Annotated in this window: 3 protein-coding genes; 2 read left to right on the top strand and 1 reads right to left on the bottom strand. The window is 70.9% G+C overall.

The genetic code is table 11. The annotated features are described in order from the left end of the window. Nucleotides 1-42 precede the first annotated feature (42 nt). Nucleotides 43-1,062 carry a hypothetical protein gene (locus DB30_RS11540; protein ID WP_052548461.1) on the bottom strand — a complete coding sequence of 340 codons (1,020 nt, stop codon included), beginning with the start codon at nt 1,060-1,062 and terminating at the stop codon, nt 43-45. A gap of 358 nt (nt 1,063-1,420) precedes the next feature. Here DB30_RS11540 and DB30_RS11535 point away from each other — a divergent pair, with 358 nt between their 5' ends. Continuing rightward, the gene (locus DB30_RS11535; protein ID WP_420870654.1) at nt 1,421-10,840 is read left to right on the top strand and encodes an SDR family NAD(P)-dependent oxidoreductase; all 9,420 of its coding nucleotides are present in this window, start codon (nt 1,421-1,423) and stop codon (nt 10,838-10,840) included. Then, a partial coding sequence (locus tag DB30_RS11530) for a non-ribosomal peptide synthetase (RefSeq protein ID WP_052548459.1) occupies nt 10,837-19,933 on the top strand: 9,097 nt, incomplete at its 3' end. The genes DB30_RS11535 and DB30_RS11530, both read left to right, overlap by 4 nt.

Raw genomic sequence — 19,933 nt, 5'->3', positions numbered from 1 at the left:
CCCACGAGCGGGCGAAGAGCCCCCAACCGCGCCGAAACCCGGTCAGTGCTCGCGGCAGGGATTGTTGGCCGGCGGCGGGAGGCCGCCGTCCGGGTTCGATTCGCACGAAGCCCTCGCGCGATGCAGGACGATCGCGGCGCTGTCGTCGACGCGCACGAACGGCTGCTTGGTCAGCACGGCGTTGATCTGGCGAAGCGGCGCCGCCGTGTCGGGGCAGGGGATCGTGCAGTCCTGCGGGGCGAGCTCGCTGCGACGACCCGCCCCCCGATCACTGCGGTCAACCGTCCAGCTGGGAAGTGCGTGGAGCCGGGTGCCGTCGTGCACCATGCAGCGGCGGGAGTGACCCACAACACCGAAGCGCTGGTGGAGGGCCTCCAGCCGCGCTTGCTCGCTGATGGCTTCTGCGTTCAAAGCATCGGTGAGCGCGGCGAGCGAGGCCGCGGTGCACTCGCTCTGGACCCACGTGAGCTGCTCGGCCTCGACCCACAGGCTCCAGGTCTTCGCGTAGCGCAGCTGGGTCTCGTTGAATGCGATGAGCGACCACGTTGACGCGCCGTCGTCGAAGCCGCTTATCGAGCCCGAGGTGCTGCCAGCTCCCGAGGGCATCCTCGCCACGCACTCTTGGACCCCGGTCTCGGTAAAGGTGGCCCCGACCTCGAGCTCGGTGGAGCAGCGGACGTCGGCGTTGTGAACGACCTCGTGGCACTGCTCGAGCGACGCGGCGCGCTGGGGCTTGGCGTCGCTGGCTGGCGCGCCGGTTTGCCGATCCTCGAGGCTGATCGGCCGGCATTCGTCGCCGACGCGCAGCCACAGCGTGTCGACCTGTTCGAGCCACGCCGGTGGTTGGGCGTGGGTGGTCGGCGCGTACGCCTGCGCCGCGGGGAGTGTTCCGCGCAGCTCGTCCCAGGTCAGCCGCTCGGGCGTTGGCTCGGCCTCGGGGGCCGCGACGATCGGCTGGGCGGGAGGTTGGGTCGGACCGGGATCGACTGGGCCCTGGCACCCGAGCAGGCCGAGCAGCAGCGCGGGTCGCCGCGACAGTGGACGTAGAACGGACGAGCGCATCGCTGGCAAGAGTACGCGTAGCTGGTGTTGGATGGTGAGTTTTGGAGGCAAACGGGAGTCGGGGTCCAGCTCGAAAAGTAGCTTGAAAAAAAGCTGTGTTGGTAGCGTTGGATTTCCAGTTCGTTCCCACTAGGGACAGATAAAGACCTGCGGTCTAACGAACCGGTGCCCCTTCAAAAAGCACGGGGGCTGCTACTGCCATTAATAATGTTACCCCTCGTGGGGTTGTACGGTTGCGGTATCCGACCGTCTTCGTGCCTGAACCAATACCTAGAGCACCGACCGAAGGGACTGAACTCCGAGCAGGTTGTCAACGTTGATGGGGTCGTGTACACATACGGCCGCCCAGAGAACAGTTGTGGCGGAAGCCTACGTTAATACATCTTCGCAAGAAGAGGCGGTCGAATGGGTCCGCCTCCAACTCGCGCGTGCGTGCGAGGTGGAGCTGCACGCAATTGACGTCAACGAACCCTTCAGTCGCTACGGCCTAGACTCGCTCAAAGCGGCGCAGTTCTTGGCCGACCTCAACGACAGCTTGGGCCGAAAGCTGCCCCCCACGCTCGTCTGGGAGTATCCTTGCTGCTCGGCGTTGGCCCGCTACCTGGCCGAGGGAGCCAAGGAGACCTCGGTGGCGCCGCAGCGCGAAGGTGCCGTCGATACCCCAATCGCGATCGTCGGGATGTCCTGTCGGTTCCCGGGCGCGCCCGATCTAGGCAGCTATTGGCGGATCTTGCGCGATGGTATCGACGCCGTCCGCGAGACGCCACGTGACCGATGGGACACGCGGTCCTACTACAATCCCGATCGGTTCGCGCCGGGCCGTATGACCACACGCTGGGGCGGATTCCTGCCAGCGGTCGATGGTTTTGAGCCGGAGTTTTTCGGCATATCTCCACGCGAGACTGAACAGATCGACCCACAGCAGCGCCTGATGCTGGAGTTGGCCTGGGAGGCGCTCGAGAACGCCGGCATTCCCCCGCTGGACCGGCGGGGCAGCGACACCGGGGTGTTCTTTGGCGCAATGTGGTCAGACTACGCCCGCCAAGCTCGCGCGCACATCGACACAATTACGTCACACTCTGCGACGGGCCAGGATCTGAGCATTATCGCCGCTCGTGTATCCTACACACTCGGGCTGCAGGGGCCTAGCCTCGTGGTCAACACGGCGTGCTCATCTGCGCTGGTGGCTGTTCATCTGGCTTGCCAGAGCTTGCGCCTGGGCGAGGCGTCGCTGGCCCTCGCTGGCGGCGTGAACCTGATGCTCGATCCAGAGAGCACGGTCATGATGTCAAAGTTTGGCGCGATGGCGCCCGACGGCCGCTCGAAGGCCTTTGACGCCCGCGCAAACGGCTACGTGCGCGGCGAAGGGGGCGGGGTCGTGGTGCTCAAGCCCTTGTCGCAAGCGGTCATCGACGGCGACCGGATCTACTGCGTGATCCGCGGGAGCGCGACCAACAACGACGGCATGAGCAACGGCCTGACCGCGCCAAACCCCCAGGCGCAGGTCGACGTGCTGCGCAGCGCCAACGCCCGGGCAAAGGTCCACCCGAGCCGGGTTCAGTATGTCGAGACCCATGGCACCGGGACCTTGCTCGGCGACCCGATCGAGGCGGGCGCGCTGGGGTCGGTGCTGGGCGCAGGCCGTGGACCCGACAACTCCCTGCGGATTGGCTCGGTCAAGACAAACATCGGGCACCTCGAGGCCGCGGCTGGTGTCGCGGGTCTGATCAAGACGGCGCTCGCCATGTACCTGCGGCGGCTGCCGCCCAGTCTGTTCTTCGAGGTGCCCAATCCGCACATCGACTTCGAGGGCCTTGGGCTGCGCGTCCAGACCCGCGTAGAGGACTGGCCAGAAGACGAGGGGCAGGCGCTCGCGGGGGTCAGCTCGTTCGGCTTTGGGGGGACCAATTGTCATGTCGTGCTCGCGGGGGTGCCTGCGCGCTCGGTCGGTCTCGTGCCGCTCGCGGCCGACAGCGTGGAGGGCCTGCGGGTCGGGGCGGCGAAGCTGCGCGAGCTGGGCAAAGATCCCCGCCTCGAGCTCGACGCGCTGTGTCATGCCGCGGGCCAGATGGTCGGTGCCGGGCGCGAACGTGTGGCGATCACGGTGCGCTCGGTCGCCGAGCTCGAGCAGGGCCTGAGCCTGGCGCTGGCGTCGAGCGAGCGGGCCGGCGTCGCTCGCTCGGGCGTGGGGGCCCCGCTCCCGGGCGCGCCAAGGCTGGTGTTCATGTTCGCGGGGCAGGGCTCGCAGTGGTTGGCGATGGGGCGCGAGCTCGTGAATCACGAGCCCGTCGTGCGTGCGCAGCTGCGCGAGTGCGAAGTCGCAATGCGGCCGTTTGTCGAGTGGTCGTTGCTCGAGGTCCTGACGACGGAAGACCCCGAGCTTGTCGAGCGAAGCGAGGTCGCGCAACCCTGTATTTTTGCGATGCAAGTGGCCCTCGCGGCGCTGTGGCGCAGCTGGGGGATCGAGCCAGAGGCCGTGGTTGGGCAGAGCATGGGTGAGGTCGCGGCGGCCTACGTCGCCGGCGCGCTGAGCCTGCCGGACGCGGCGCGGGTGATCTGTGAGCGCGCGCGGATCGTCTCGCGGGTGCGCGGCAGCGGGGGCATGGCGCTCATCGAATTGTCGCTGGCCAAGACCCGCCGCGCGCTCGAGCCCTACGAAGGTCGGCTGTCGGTCGCGGTCAGCAGCAGCCCCTGCGCAACGGTGGTGTCGGGCAACGTAGACGCGCTCGTCGAGCTGCTCACGGCGCTCGAGGCCCAAGGGATCTCGCAGCGGCGCATCGAGGTCGACTACGCGTCTCACAGCGCACACATGGATCCGCTGCGTGGAGCGCTCGAACAGGCGCTCGCCAAGTTGGAGCCGCGGCCAGCGAAGCTCCCGCTGTATTCGACGGTGACGGCGGCCCCGATCGCAGGCGAGCTGCTCGACGCGGCCTATTGGGTCCGCAACTTGCGTGAGCCAGTGCTGTTCTCGAGCGCGTGCGAGCGGCTGTTGGAGGACGGCCTCGACGTGTTCTTGGACGTGAACCCGCACCCCTTGCTTACCCACTCGGTCAAGCAGATCCTCGCAGCCCAGTCCCGAACAGCGCTCAGCTTGGCCTCCATGCGCCGCGGTGAGATCGCGCGGAGCGTGCTGTGTGACTCCTTGGGTGTGTTGTTCGCGAGGGGCGCGGACGTGTGTTGGGCGCGGGTGAGTCCTCCGGGTGAATTCTCGAGCGCGACGCTGCCCGGTCCGGTCACCGAGCCAGACGACGCAGACCCGCAGCTGTGCGTGATCTCGGCGCACAGCCCGGAGGCCCTGACCGCGCGGGTGCGTTCATGGGCGGGGTGGCTCGGCTCGCGCAGCGATCTCTCGCTGCGGGATCTGTGCTTCACCGCGGGCGCAAGGACGAGTCATCACGCCCATCGCCTCGCGTTCGTCGAGCGCTCGAGCGCCGGGCTGGCGACAACGCTCGCGTCAATTGCAGCGCAGCCCACGAGCGCGGGTGAGGTCAGCGAGCGCCCCAAGATCGTGTTCGTGTTCCCCGGCCAGGGCTCGCAGTGGGTCGGCATGGGCCGCGAGCTGCTGGCGACGGAGCCGGTGTTTCGCGCGAGCATCGAGGCGTGCGGCCGGGCCCTCGCGGCCCACGTGGGGTGGGATCTGACCACGCAGCTGTGCTGCCTGCCCGCGGCCAGCCAGTCCGCGGAGCCGCTCCCTGAAGCCAACGCCTCGCGCCTGAGCGAGCTCGACGTCGTGCAGCCAGTGTTGTGGGCGATCGAGGTCGCCCTCGCGGCGCTGTGGCGGTCATGGGGGATCGAGCCAGACGCGGTGGTTGGGCACAGCATGGGTGAGGTCGCGGCGGCCCATGTCGCGGGTGCGCTCAGCCTCGAGGACGCCGCGCGAGTGATCGCGCTGCGCAGCAAGCTGGTCCGCGAGCGGGCCAGCGGGCACGGGGGCATGGCGCTCGTCGAGCTGTCGCTCGCGCAGGCCGAGCAGGCAATCGTGGGCCGGGAGGCGCAGCTCGCCGTCGCGGTCAGCAATGGGCCGCGCGCGTCCGTGCTGTCGGGCGAGGTCGAGGCGCTCGAGGCCGTGCTCGCGCAGCTGCGCGAGCGCGATGTGTTCTGTCGCCGGATCAACGTCGACTACGCGTCGCACAGCCCGCAGATGGACGCGCTGCGAGCCGACCTGATCACCGCGCTCGAGGGTCTGCAGCCCCAGGCTTGCGCGGTGCCCATGCTGTCAACGGTGACCGGTGAGTGGCTGCGCGAGGTCCCGGTCGACGCGCAGTACTGGGCCAGGAACCTGCGCGAGCCGGTCCGCTTCGCCGACGCCGTCCGCGGCCTCGCGCTGGCCGGTCATGACGTGTTTGTCGAGATCAGCCCGCACCTGCTGCTGCGCCCCGCGATCGAAGATGGGCTGCGCGAGCTCGGCCGCCAGGGGATCGCGCTGGGGTCGATGCGCCGTGACGAGTCCGCCCGCGAGCAGCTGTTGACCAGCCTCGGGGCCCTCTACAGCCGCGGCGTGACACCCAACTTCGCGGGGGTGTTCAACGCCAGCGCGCGCCTGGTCTCGCTGCCAACCTATCCATGGCAGCGCGAGCGGCACTGGGTCGCGGTGGAGCCGGAGCCGGAGCCGGAGCCGGCGCTGGAGCGGGAGCCGGCGACGGCGAGCGGCCACCCGCTGCTTGGCCCGTCGCGCAACTCACCAGCGGCGCCAGAGCTGTGGACATGGGAGCGGCGCGTCGGCGTCGACGCGCCGCGCTACCTTGGCGACCATCGCGTGGGCGGGGCGTGCGTGCTGCCAGCGGCGGCGTATGTGGAGATGGCCTTCGCGGCGGCGGCCGAGCGCTGGCCGGGGCGCGCGACGAGCCTGGTCGAGCTCGCGCTGCACGAGGCGCTGGTGTTCGAGGGTGATCAACCCCGGCGCGTGCAGCTGGTCCTCAACGAGGATCACCTGACTTTCTTCAGCCGCAGCGAGGCCGGCGAGTGGCGCTCACACGCGAGCGCGCGGGTCGACCTCGGGGAGCCAACCGTGCCGCATGTGGCGGTGGATCTCGCCAGCTTGCGGCGCGGCAGCGTGCACGAGCTCGCGCGTCACCACGCTGGGCTGGCGGCGGTCGGCATCGTCTATGGGCCGCGCTTTCGCGGGCTGAAGCAGATCTGGCGGGGCGGCGATGAAGCCGCTGGCGAGCTGCTCGAAGTACAGCGCGACGGGGCGCTGGCGCTGGCGGATCCGCCAACCCTAGATGCCTGCATGCAGGTCGCGTACGCGTTGCTCGACGACGCGGGCGCCGATCCTCGACCGTTTGTGCCAGCGCGGATCGGTCGGGTTCGCTGGGTCGGAGGCGCCGGCTCGAGCGAAGCTCGGGCGCCGCGGTGGGTGCGGGCCACGACCCACGCGGAAGACCGCAGCCGCGACACGCTGCGCGTCGACCTCGAGGTGTTCGATGCAGCCGGCCACCTGCTGATCGAGCTGACCGAGCTGGTGTTTCAGCGTGCGGGCGCGCTGGCGGGTGCGTCCGCCCCTGCGGTGGCGCCCGAATTGACGCAGCCGGGACCCGAGCTGGCCCCGGGCCCGCAGCTGTGGACGTCTACCTGGCACCTGGCTTCGGCGGCGCCCGTGACTTCAGAGCCGGCCGCGGGCGGGTGGATCGTGATCGCCAGCCGACGCAACAGCGCGGCGATCGAGCTCGCGCAAGCCCTCGTCGAGCGCGGCGAGACGGTCACGCTGATCGGCCCGAACGCGCTGCGCACGGACCTTGGCGAGGACGCGGCGATCGAGCTGATCGCAGCCCCGAGCTCGATGGCGGACGAGGGCGCCCACGCGGACTGCTTGCGCCCCCTGCTGCGCCCCCTGCTGCGTGGTGGGGCAGCGGCGCCGAGCGTGCTGCTGTTCGCGGGCGGAGACTCGGCGGGTGCAGGCGAGCCCTCCCAGGCGATCGCCGGCTGCGCGGACGCCCTTGCGTGGATCCGGGCAACCGCTGCGATCACGGGCGAGCGCGCAGGCGGGGCGGCGCCGCGGCTGTGGCTGATCACCCGCGGCGCGCGGGAAGTCATCCCCGGCGAGGCGCTCGCGCTGGATCAGACCCCGATCTGGGGCCTCGGACAGGCGCTGATCTACGAGCACCCCGAGCTGCACTGCACGATGCTCGACAGCACGGACGCAGCGGTCCATGCGATCCATGCGATCGCCGATGAAGTCCAGCGCGCCACGGCAGAGCAGCACGTCGCGCTGCGGGGGACCTCGCGCTACGTGGGCCGACTCGAGCGCCACGCACCGCCCACCGCCCCCACCAGCCGCGTGCAGCTGTCCGCGGAGTCGAGCTACTTGATCACGGGCGGTCTGGGTGGCCTGGGCTTGGCGCTGGCCCGCTGGCTCGTCGCACGTGGGGCCCGGCACCTCGCCCTCATGAGCCGCGGCGGCGTGGCCACGGCGGCCCAGCGCGAGGCCATCGCGGCGCTCGAGGCCGCTTCGGTCCAGGTCTTGGTGGTGCGCGCCGACGTCTCGCGTCGCGCAGAGGTCGAGGCCGCGCTCGCGCAGATCAACGGGCGGCTGCCACCGCTGCGCGGGGTCGTCCACGCGGCCGGCGTGCTCGAGGACGGGCTGATCTCGACGCTGCCGGCCGAGCAGCTCGCCCGGGTGATGGCGCCCAAGGTGCTCGGCGCCGCCCACCTCGACGCGCTGACCCAAGACGTTCCGCTCGAGTTGTTCGTGCTGTTCTCGTCGGCGGCCTCGCTGATCGGCACCCCGGGGCAGGCCAATTATGCGGCGGGCAACGCCTTCCTCGACGGGCTCGCGCGCGCCCGCCGGGCTCGCGGGCTGGCGGGGCTGGCGATCAACTGGGGGCCCTTCGCCGGGGTCGGCCTGGCGGCGGAGCACGACAACCGCGGGTCCAGGCTGGACGCGCGCGGAATGGGCTCGCTGGAGGTCGAGGCTGGGTACGCGCTACTCGACGCGCTGCTGGATCCACGCGCGAGCGCCCAGATCGGCGTGCTCACGCTCGACGTCTCACGTTGGCTGAGCGCGTATCCGGCTTTGGCGAACGCGCCGCTGTTCGAGCTCGTTCGGCCTGCGGCCGAGCGCGCGGGTGAGGCTCGGGGCGCTTCGGTGGGCACGGGCGCGGGCTGGTCCCGCGCGCAGCTCGAGGGCTTGGTGCGCGAGCAAGCGATCACCGTGTTGCGGGTCCAGCCCGCTCGCATCAAGCGCACGACCGATCTCATGAGCCTGGGTGTGGACTCCCTGCTGGGTCTCGAGCTGCGCAACAGCCTCGAGGCCAAGCTGGGGATCCGACTGTCGGCAAGCATCTTCTGGGAGCACCCGCGGATCGATGACCTCGCGATCCACCTGCAGGGGCTGCTTGGGGACCACGAAGCACCAGCGCCCACCCCCGCGCCGCCGGTCAGCGTGGTCGTCACGCCCGCTCCCCCAGCCCAACCACGAGTCGAGACACCTGCAGCCGCGTCGAGCACCAGCGCGGTCGCGTCGGTGCGACCCAAGCCGCCGCCAACCCAAGCGCCCGCCCCCGCCCGGATCGATCGCGGACACACGCCCACGCTCGAGCCCATCGCGATCATCGGCGTCGACGGTCGCTACCCCCAGGCGGACAACGTCGACCAGCTGTGGGCGCACCTGAGCGCGGGCCACAGCTGCATCGAGCGGGTCCCGGGCTCGCGCTGGGCGACCGACGAGCAGGCCAACGACGGCTGCTGGGGTGGGTTCCTCTCGGGCGTCGAAGACTTTGATCCGGGGCTGTTCAACCTGTCCCCGCGCGAGGCGCTGTCGATGGATCCGGCCGAGCGGCTGATCCTCGAGACTGCCTGGCGCGCGCTCGAGGACGCCGGCCGCGGCCAAGCGGGCGAGCGTGGCGGCGCTGGCGAGCGCGCCGTTGGGGTGTTTGTGGGGGCCATGTATGGCCAGTACGCGTGGCTGGCAGACGAAGACCTGCGCGGCGGCACGCTGTTCAACAACTCCTACTTCGCCCTCGCCAACCGCGTCTCTCACTTCTTCGACTTCCGGGGTCCAAGCGTCGCGATCGACACGGCCTGTTCGTCGTCGACGTTGGCGATTCACCTGGCTTGCCAGAGCCTGCGCGCGGGCGACTGCGCGATGGCCCTCGCTGGCGGGGTGAACCTCAGCCTGCACCCCAACAAGTACGAGGGCCTGCGGGCCTACGGCATGTTGGCCAGCGGCCGGGTCAACCGCGCGCTCGGCCAGGGAGACGGCTTCATCCCGGGCGAGGGGGTCGGCATGGTGCTGCTCAAGCCGCTCGCGGCCGCGCTGCGCGACGGCGATCGGATCGACGCGCTGATCCGCAGCAGCGCCGCCAATCACAACGGCCGCGGCATGGGCTACACGGCGCCAAGCCCCCAAGTGCAGGCCGAGCTGATCGAGCGCGCGCTGGCGCTGGCGCAGCTCGACCCCGGCGACCTGAGCTACATCGAGCTCGCGGCCAACGGCTCGCCGCTCGCCGACGAGGGTGAGCTGAGCGCCCTGGCGAAGGTGTTTCGCCGGGCCAAGCGCGCCGGGCCGATCCCGATCGGAACGATCAAGAACAACATCGGGCATCTCGAGGCGGCGTCGGGGATCTCGCAGCTGACCAAGGTCTTGATGCAGCTGCGGCACGGCCAGCTGGCGCCGGCGATCAACACCGAGCCGCGCAACCCTCACCTGCAGCTCGAGGCCGGGCCGCTTCGCGTGCAGACCCAGGCCGAAGCCTGGGGCCCCACGCCAAGCGGGCCGCGGCGCGTGTTGATCAACTCGTTCGGGGGCGGGGGCGCGGGCGCGTGCCTGGTGGTCGAAGAGCACCGCGAGCCCGCTCGCGCGAGTGCGTCAGTGACCCGGGACCAGCCGCTGCTGTTCGTGTTCTCGGCCCCCGACGCGGCCCGGCTGGACAGCTTGATCGCGAGCTTCGAGCAGTGGGTCGCCACGGCCCCGTTCGAGCTGCGCGACCTAGCCCACACGCTGCTCAGCGGTCGCGCGAGCTGTGGGGTTCGCCTGGCGTTTGTGGCGAGCACGATCAGCGAGCTGCGCGAGCGCCTGGCCAGCGCGCGACAGGGCGACGACGCCGAGCTGTTCCGGGGTGAGCTGATCCCCGGTCAGCGCGCGCTCGCGCTGTTCGAGGACGACGAAGATCTGCGCGAGACCGTCACGAAGTGGCTGAAAAAGGGCCGGCTGGATCGCCTCGCGCAGCTGTGGGTCGCGGGGATCGAGCTCGACTGGCGCCTGCTCCCCGCCAGCTTGCGCGGCCGACCGGTGCGCGCCCCCGGGGTGCCCTTCGAGCGCCAGCGCTTGTGGCCAGACACAGGCGCGCGGGTGATCCCGGCGCCAGTGCGCAAACCGATCGCGGCGACCCGGCCCGAGGCTGCGACCCCAGACTCGCGCCCGCAGGTCACCACGCTCGAGCGCGTGTGTGGGGCGATCGCCGAGCTGCTGCAGCTGCCCAACGCCGGGGCGGTCCACCCCGACCAGCAGCTGCGTCGCTACGGGTTTGACTCGCTCGCGGCGGCGCGGCTGGTCAACCGGCTGCGACCCAACGACGACGACCCGGACACGCGGCGACGGCTGCTGGCGCTGCAGACGGCCCGCGCGTGGGCGCAGACCTTGGACTCGATCGAGGCGCAGCCGAACCCAGACACGCCCGACGACCTGCCCCCCAACGACCTGCCCCCCAACGACCCGGGCGCAGAGACACACGCCAAGCTCGAGGCGCTGCTCTTGGAGGTCGCGGCCGGGCGTCAGAGCCCGACCGACGCCGCGCGCGAGGCGGCCGCGCTCAACCCCACGCCAACCGAGGTGTCGTGAACCGAGAAGCCCTGTTTCGAGACGTGAGCAGCGGGGTGCTGTCGGTCGCGGCGGCGCTGCGGATCCTGACCGGCGCCGACGCGGAGCCACAGGCCGCGAGCTTCGAGCTGTCCGAAGCGCAGCGCGCTGTGTGGAGCGTCCACGAGCTGACGCCTGGGACCACGGCGTACCAGATCCCCGTTGCCCTGCGGCTGCGGACCGACGCCGACCCCGAGCGGGTCACGGCCGCGCTGAACTTTCTGCACGCCCGCCACCCGATGTTGCGCGCGCACTTGCAGCGGCGCGGCGTCGAGGTCGAGCAGGTGCACGCGCCGGGCGGAACGATCACGCTCGAGCGCCACGATATCGCGGGGCTGAGCGCCGATGAGATCGTCGCCCGGCTCCGCGCCGCGTCCAAGCAGGTGATCGATCTGGAGGCGACGCCAACCTGGCGCGCGCTGTGGTTCGAGGGCAGCGACGCGGGGCCGATCCTGCTGCTGGTCTTTCATCACCTGTTCTTCGATGGGCTGTGCATCCCGCTGTTCCTGGGCGAGCTGGCCCGAGCTCACGCCGCGCTGTGCGAGGGGCGGGCCCCGTCGGAGCCAGCGCTCGAGGCAAACTTCGAGAGCTTCGTGGACTGGCAGGCCAAGCTGCTGGCTTCGCCGCGCGGGCAGGTGCTGCGCGAATTTTGGGCCGAGCGCTTCGCGACCTCGCCACCTGTCTTGGACCTGCGCGGCGCGAGCGAGCGCGCCCCCGATCCGCGCAGCCGGGGCCTGACCGGCGCCCACTATCGTCTCGACCTGCCAAGCGAGACGGTCGCGGCGCTCGAGCGCGTCGCCGATCAACTCGAGAGCACCCCCTTCGCGGTGCTGCTGGCGACCTGGATGCTGCTGTTGCGGGGCCACGCGGGCTGCGACGATCTCAGCGTGGGGGTCCCGGTGATGAGCCGCCCCCACGCCGACCTCGAGCGGGTGATCGGCTACTTCTCCAACGTCGTCGTGCTGCGTCAGCGCTTGGCGGGGGATCAGACCTTCGCCGCGCTGGTCCGCGCGCTCGGGCAGACGGCCCTCGACGCGGTGGCGCACGGCGACTACCCGTTCCCAACCCTGGTCCGCGAGCAGGGCGCGGCCACCCACGCCGACGCCCAGAGCTTCTTTCGCGCGGCGTTCTATTTTCAAAATTGGCTCGAGATCGAGCAAGCGAGCGCGGCGACGACCCAGCTGTGGACCGAGTACTTGGGCGACGTCGCGCAAGAAGGCGAGTTCGAGCTGGTCTTGGAGGTGCATCGCTTCGCCACGAGCTGGCGGCTGTTCTTCAAGTACGACCCATCGATTCACGATCACGACAGCGTCGCCCGCATGGCCGCCCGCCACGGGTGGTTGCTCGAGCAGGTGATCGCCGATCCCGAGCGGCCCGTCGCGCAGTTCGAGCTTGCGACCCCGGCCGAGCGCGAGCAGGTGTTGGGTCCGTGGAGCCGCGCCGAGCAGGCCCCAGCGCCGGTGCCTTCGAGCTGCGTGCCGGCGTTGTTCACCGCGCTCGCGGCCGCAGAGCCGGATCGGATCGCGCTGAGCTGCGGGGCCGAGCGGCTGAGCTACGCCCAGCTGGGTGTGCGCGCGCGTCGGCTCGCGGCGGGCTTGCGGCGGCGGGGCGTGGGCGCGCACAGCTTCGTCGGTGTCATGCTCGAGCGCTCGGTCGACCTCGTGGTCGCGCTGCTTGGCGTGATGATGTCGGGCGCCGCGTTTGTGCCGCTGGATCCGATCTACCCGCGCGCGCGCCTGGCCTTCATGATGCAGGACAGCGGCGCGCAGCTGCTGCTTGTCAACACCCACGCGCAGACGAGCGGACTCGAGGGACGCGCGACGGTGCTGCGCTTGGCCGACGGCCTGGTGCCCGAAGCCGAGGCCGAGGCCGAGCTGCGCGACGTGGGACCGAGCCCGCGCGACCTCGCCTATCTGATCTACACCTCGGGCTCGACGGGTCGGCCCAAGGGCGTGGGGATCCGCCACGCCAGCTTGACCAACCTGCTGGCCCAGGTCGCGCAGTGCCCAGGGTTTGACGCCGACGATCGCATGCTCGGCGCAACGACCGTCTGCTTTGACATCGCGATGCTCGAGCTGTTCTTGCCGCTGACCCGCGGCGGCGAGCTGGTGCTTCTGACCCAGGCCCAGACGCGCGATGGGATCGAGCTGGCCGCGCTGCTCGAGGCGGGGCGGGTGAGCGTCGCGCAGGCCACCCCGGCGACCTGGCGCATGATCTTGGCTGCGGGCTGGCAGCGGAGCCCGGCGCTGAAGCTGCTGTGCGGCGGCGAGGCGCTCCCGGCCGAGCTCGCCGATGCCCTCCTGCGCCGCTGCGACTCGGTGTGGAACATGTACGGCCCGACCGAGGCGACCATCTGGGCGAGCTGCGACCGCGTGCGTGCAGGGCAGCGAGTCACGATCGGTCGACCGCTCGGCAACTATCGCTTTTATGTGCTCGACGCGGCGCTGCGCCCGGTCGCGCCGGGGCTGAGCGGGGATCTCTACATTGGCGGGGTCGGGCTGTCGCCGGGCTACCACGGCCGCCCCGACCTCGACGCGCTCGCGTTCGTCGCCAACCCGTTCGCGGATCCAGACACGCCGCGGCTGTACAAGACCGGCGACGTCGCGCGGTGGTTGTCCGACGGACGCATCGAGTGGTTGGGGCGGGCGGACGACCAGATTAAGATCCTTGGCTACCGGGTCGAGCTTGGTGAGATCGACGGGGCTCTGCGCGCGCTGCCGGGCGTTCGCGCGGCCGCGGCGGTGATCCGCGAGGACGCCCCCGGCCACCCGCGGATCATCGCGTACATGGTCGCCGACGGGCCGCTGCGCCCCGATGCCCTGCGCCAACAGCTGGCCGAGGGCCTGCCGCCCTACATGATCCCCGGTGAGTTCGTGCGTCTTTCGGCGCTCCCGCTCAGTGACAACCGCAAGGTCGATCGCGGCCGACTCGCGCGTGGCGAGCTCGATCACGCGGCGGTGATCGAGGATCCAAGCGTCAGCTCGGCGGAGCGCACAATCTCGGGGGTAGTCTCGGGCGTTGGGACCCCGGCGACCGAGGATGTCGGCGACTGGCTCACGGCCGTGTTCGCCAAGGTGCTCGGGATCTCGCAGGTGATCGACCGCGAGCGATCCCTGTTCGCCTACGGCTTCAACTCGATCACCGCGACGCAGCTGCGCGTCGAGATTGCGGCGCGCTACGCCGTCGAGATCGAGCTGGCGGCGCTGGCCGAGGGGCCGTCGATCACCGCGCTCGCCGGCATGATCACGGGCGCTCGCGCGACGCCGGGTTCACAGGCCCCGCAGCCCGAGCACGCCCCACCGCTCGAGCACACCCCACAGCCCGAGCACGCCCCGCAGCCCGAGCACGCGCCCTTCGCCCTGACTTCGATCCAAGCGGCGTACCTGGCCGGGCGCCTGATCGAAGACGAGGGTCGCCAGGTCGGTTGCCACATCTACGTGGAGATCCCCGAGCGCGAGCTGGACTTCGAGCGGCTCACCCACGCCTGGCAGCGGCTGATCGACGGCCACCAAGCGCTACGGACGACGGTGCTTCCCTCGGGTCGCGAGCAGGCGGTGCTCGACGGACCGTGCCGCTATGTGCCCGAGCGACTCGACCTGGGCGGTCTCGATCCAGCCCGCCGCGACGCTGCGGTTGCGAGCTTGCGCGCGCGCATGGAGGCCCGGCTCTACGATCCCCAGCGCTGGCCGCTGTTTGCGATCACGGTGGTGGATCACGGCGGCGGCGAGTCGTGCATTCACCTGAGCATCGACAACCTGTTTGTCGACGGGGCGAGCCTGGTGATGCTGCTCGAGCAGTGGTCGCGGCTGTACCGGAATCCGGCGGCTCAGCTGGCGCTGCCCCAGCTGAGCTTCCGCTCGTACTGCGCCGCGCTCGCGGCCCGCCCACCGGGGCCCGAGGCCGCGCGCGACCTCGAGTATTGGATCGAGCGCCTGCAGATCCAGCCCCAGGGGCCGCGCTTGCCTGGGTCGCCGCGCCCGTCCCAAGCCGGGCGTCGACGCTACACCGGCTCGCTCGACGCCCGCAGCTTCGGCGCGCTCGAGCAGCTCGCTCGCGCCAGCGGCGTGACGCCGACGGCGGTGTTGCTCGCGGCCTTCCACCTCGTGCTGCGGGCGTGGAGCAGCGACCCCGACTTCAGCCTGATCCTCACTTTGTTTCGCCGCGAGCCCGTGACGTCGGAGGTCGCGTCCGAGGTCGAGCGGGTGGTTGGCAGCTTCACCTCGACGTCGATCTTCCACGTGGATCTGAGCGGCGCGACCAGCCTGCGCGCGCAGGCCAAGCGGGTCCATCGTCAGCTGTGGGCGGACCTCGGCCACGCCTCGGTCAGCGGCGTGGACGCGACCCGCGAGTACCACCGGCGCCACCGCAGCGAGCCAAGCTCGATCGGCGTGGTGTTCACCAGCCTCGTCGGCCACCTGCGCAGCGCCAACGACGAGGCCGCGCCCTGGCTGCGCGCCGTCGCAAGCCCGACGGGGCGCACGCAGACGCCCCAGGTCGCCCTCGATCACCAGGTCTTCGACGTGGACGGCTGCCTGCACTACTTCTGGGATGTCGACGAGGATCGCTTCGTCGCCGACGTCCCCGCGGCGCTGTTTCGCGACTACCAAGAAGTGCTCGCCGCGCTGGTCGCCGATCCGCGCAGCTGGGATGGCGTGTCCACGGACTTGCTGCTCCCGCGCACGCTCGACGGGCTGTTCTTGCGCCGCGCGCTGGCCCAGCCATCGCGGCCCGCGGTGATCAGCGCGGCGCTCAGCCTCGACTACGCACAGCTGCGTCAACGGGCGACCGCCCTGGCCCACATGCTGATCGATCGCGGCGTGCAACGGGGCGATCGGGTCGCGGTGGTCGCCCCCAAGGGTTGGGAGCAGGTCGTCGCGGTGCTCGGTGTGCTGCTGGCGGGCGCGGCCTACGTGCCCCTCGACCCTTCGGTGCCAACGGCCCGCCTGGCCCACGTGCTCGCGCTCACCGAGGCCCGCGTGGCGCTGACCGTGAGCGCGAAGGCCCAGACCGTCGAGTGGCCGGCGGGGCTCGACACCCTCGCTCTCGATCAGCTGGCTTGGTCCGAGCTCGCCGCGCGCGGGCCGATCACGATCGATCGGCACCCCACGGATCTGGCCTACATCATCTTCACCTCGGGCTCCACGGGCGAGCCCAAGGGCGTGATGCTGGACCACCGCGGCCCGGTCAACACGGTCCTCGCAATCAACTCGCAGTTCGGCGTGGGTCCAGACGATCGGACCTTGGCGGTCTCGTCGCTTGGCTTTGATCTCTCGGTCTACGACATCTTTGGTCTGCTCGCGGCGGGCGGCGCGATCGTCATGCCCGAGCCCGATGACCTCCGCGATCCGCTGCGGCTCACGGAGCTGGTCGCCGAGCACGGCGTCACGCTGTGGAACACGGTCCCGACCTACGCCGAGCTGATCGAGGCCGCGGCCCAGGGATCCACGCGGCTGCGCGGGCTTCGAGTCGTGCTGATGAGCGGCGACTGGATCCCGGTCGCGCTGCCGGATCGGCTGCGGCGCCAGTGCCCGGACGCGGCGCTGATCAGCTTGGGCGGGGCCACCGAGGCGTCGATCTGGTCGATCCTGTATCCGATCGAGGCCGTCGATCCGAGCTGGACCAGCATCCCCTATGGCGCGCCGATGTTCGCCCAGCCGTGGTGCCTGCTCGACGACAACGGCGAGGTGGTCGACACCCCCGGGGTCCCGGCGCAGCTGCACATTGGCGGCGTGGGCGTGGCGCTTGGCTATTGGAAAGATCCGCGGCGCACCAACGCGGCGTTCATTCAGCACCCCGACACGGGCGCGCGCCTGTACGCGACCGGCGACCGCGGCATGCTGCGCGCCGACGGGACCTACGAGTTCCTTGGCCGCCTCGATCGCCAGGTCAAGCTCAACGGTCATCGAATCGAGCTTGGCGAGATCGAGGCGACGCTGCAGCGTCACCCGGCGGTCGCGCGGGTGCTGGTGCTAGTCGTTGGCGACAGCCCGCAGACGCGCCACCTCGCGGCCTTCGTCGAGCCCGAGCCCACGCTCGAGCGCCCGGACAAGGCCGCGCTCATGGCCGCGGCGCGCGAGTGGCTGCCGCCCTACATGGCGCCCAAGACCTACAGCTTGGTGACCCGCCTGCCGCTGACGGCCAACGGGAAGATCGATCGGCGGGTGCCGCCGACTGAGCTGCTCGTCGACCAGGGCCGCGCCGGAGCTGCGGCGATCGAGCCGACCACGCCCGCGCGCGGCGAGGCAGAGATCTTCGCGGAGCTCGCCGCGATCGCCGGTGAGCTGCTTGGGGTCGCGGTCGAGCACGAAGACACTGACCTGTTCGACCTGGGCGCGACCTCGCTGACGATCATGCACTTGGTCCAGCGGGTGCGTGATCGCTTTGGCGTCCGGCTGTCCGCGGGCCGCGTGTTCGAGCGCCCGAGCCTCGCGCCAATCGTCGCGCAGATCCTGGCCCAAGAGGAGCGCGGCGCGACGCCGGTGGCCTCGGCGCCAGCGCGCCCAGCCGTGGAACCAGACGTCGATGAAGACCTCGACGTCGGACAAGACCCGCAGCCGCGCGCGCTGCTGATCACCCGCGAGCAGCGAGACGCCTTCAAGCAGCGCGCGCTCAACCTGCGCGAGCTATCCGGCGCGAGCCGGGTCGCGCTCGCGCCCGGCGGCCTCGATCCAGCCGCCCGCGCCGAGCTGTGCGCGCGTCGACGCTCGCAGCGGGTGTTTGATCCGGCCCCGCTCCGGTTCGCGAGCTTGAGTCGGCTGCTCGAGAGCCTGCGTCCCAGCGCGAGCGCAGCGGGGCTCAAGTACGAGTACCCCTCGGCGGGTGATCTGTACGCGCTGCAGGTCTACGTCGAGGTCCGCGCCGATCGTGTGGAGGGGCTCGCGGCTGGGATCTACTACTACCACCCGATCGAGAACCAGCTCGCGCGTCTGAGCGTCGGCGAGCTGTCCAGCAACATCCACGTCGCCCACAACCGCGAGCTGCATCGCGGCAGCGCCTTCACCCTCCATCTCATCGCGCAGATGGACGCGATCGAGCCGCTCTACGGTGACGCCTCGGACGCGCTCGTCACCCTCGACGCCGGCTACCTCGGCCAGCACTTGTACGCACGAGTCGCGCCGCTTGGCCTGGGCGTGTGTGCGATCGGGAGCTTGGACTTCGCGCGGGTCCGGGATCGGTTCGCGCTGAGCGAAGGTCACCGCCACGTTCATGCGCTGATCGGCGGCGCGCTGCCAACTGGGGAACGCGCGCGCGTGGACCCGCCAGCAGCCGAGGCGCGCGAGCCCATCGCGATCGTTGGCATCGCGGGCCGCTACCCTGGCGTCGACGATCTCGACGAGCTGTGGCAGCTGGTGGTCAGCGGCGGCGATCGAATTGGGCCGCCGCCGCGCGAGCGCAGCTGGGCTGAGGACTCGGACCCGGCGCAGATCCGGGCCGGCTTCTTGGCCGACATCGATCGCTTCGAGCCGCTGTTCTTTCGGATCTCACCGCACGAGGCCCCGCGCATGGATCCGCAAGAGCGGCTGTTCCTCGAGGTCGCGTGGCAGGCCGTCGAAGACGCTGGCTACACGCCGGAGTCGCTGCGCGAGCAGCTTGGGGGCGCGGCGCCGGTCGGCGTCTACGCGGGCGTGATGTCCCATCAATATGCGCTGTGTGGCGACGCGATCCCAGCGTTCCACCACGCGATCGCCAACCGCGTGTCGTGGTGCCTGAATCTCGACGGCCCGAGCCTCGCGGTCGACAGCGCGTGTTCTTCGTCGCTCAGCGCGATCCACCTCGCGGTTCAGGCGATCCGGGCGGGCGAGTGTCGGTGGGCGCTGGCCGGCGGCGTCAGCCTGTCGCCGCACCCCTCGAAGTTTCGCTACATGGAGCAGATGCGGCTGACCTCGCCAACGGGGCGCTGCAATTCGTTTGGGGCCAAGGCGGACGGCATCATCACCGGCGAGGGCGCGGGCGTCGTGTTGCTCAAGCCGCTGGCCGACGCGCTCGCCGACGGGGATCACGTGCACGCGGTGATCCGCGGCTCGGCCCTCAACCATAGCGGCAAGACCCGGGCGTTCATGGTCCCCGACTCGGACGCGCAGGGGCGCCTGATTCGGGCAGCCGTCGTCGACGCGCAGCTCGACCCCGGCAGCGTCTCGTATGTCGAGACCCACGGGACCGGCACCGCCCTCGGCGATCCAATCGAGATCCGCGGGCTGAACAAGGCGTGGGAGGGCGTCGAGGCGCCCGCGACGGGCGTGGCCCTTGGCTCGCTCAAGCCCAACCTGGGTCACCTCGAGGCTGCGGCCGGGGTCGCCTCGCTGTCGAGCGTGCTGCTGCAGATGCGGCACCGCACCTTGGCCCCCACGCCGAGCGCTCAGCCGCCCAACCCCGAGCTCGAGCTCGAGGGCGCGCCCTTCGAGCTGCTCGCGCAGGCGAAGCCGTGGGCGCCGCGCGGGCGCGATGGTCAACCGTTGCCGCTGCGCGCGGGGATCAGCTCGTTTGGCGCCGGGGGAGCCAACGCGCACCTGGTGATCGAAGCGGCGGAGCATCCGGCCGACGCGGCGCGGGACCAGCCGCGCGGGCCGATGTTGATCCTGCTGTCCGCGGGTAGCCTGGCGCAGCTGCGGCGCTACGCGGGGGCGCTCGCCGGGCAGCTCGAGCGTGAGCGCCCGTGGACCCCGGCGCGCCTGCGCGACCTTTGTTTCAGCTTGCAGGTTGGGCGGCGGGCGCTGGGCGAGCGCCTGGCGGTCCTCGGCGACGACGCCCCGGCGCTCGCCGAGCAGCTGCGACAGTTCGCCAGCGCGCACGCATCCGTGGAGCGGCCCTCGGGCCTCGCCTTGGACCCGGCCTCGGACGTGGGCGCGAGCCTCGTGCGGCACGCGACGGCCGTGGTCGCGGACACCCGCCGCCTCGAGGGCCCGGAGCTCGCCTCGCTGTCCGCGGATGCGCTGGCGCTCGCCTGGCTCGGCGGCGCGCGCATCGACTGGGCCGCGGTGCCGATCAACGCTGGTGCGCGGCGCTGCTCGGCGCCGGTCTATCCGTTTGCAGGGGACCGCTACTGGGTCACGCCGCCCGCGGTCGGGAGCCATGGGG

It is taken from the genome of Enhygromyxa salina (assembly GCF_000737335.2).
Lineage (GTDB): Bacteria > Myxococcota_A > Polyangia > Nannocystales > Nannocystaceae > Plesiocystis > Plesiocystis salina_C.
Note: the sequence above shows the minus strand (reverse complement) of the source record. Positions and strands in the feature narration are given on the sequence as shown.

Coding starts and splice junctions, on each gene's coding strand:
- DB30_RS11540 (WP_052548461.1), bottom strand. CDS start 1,062: ATGCGCTCGTCCGTTCTACGTCCACTGTCGCGGCGACCCGCGCTGCTG.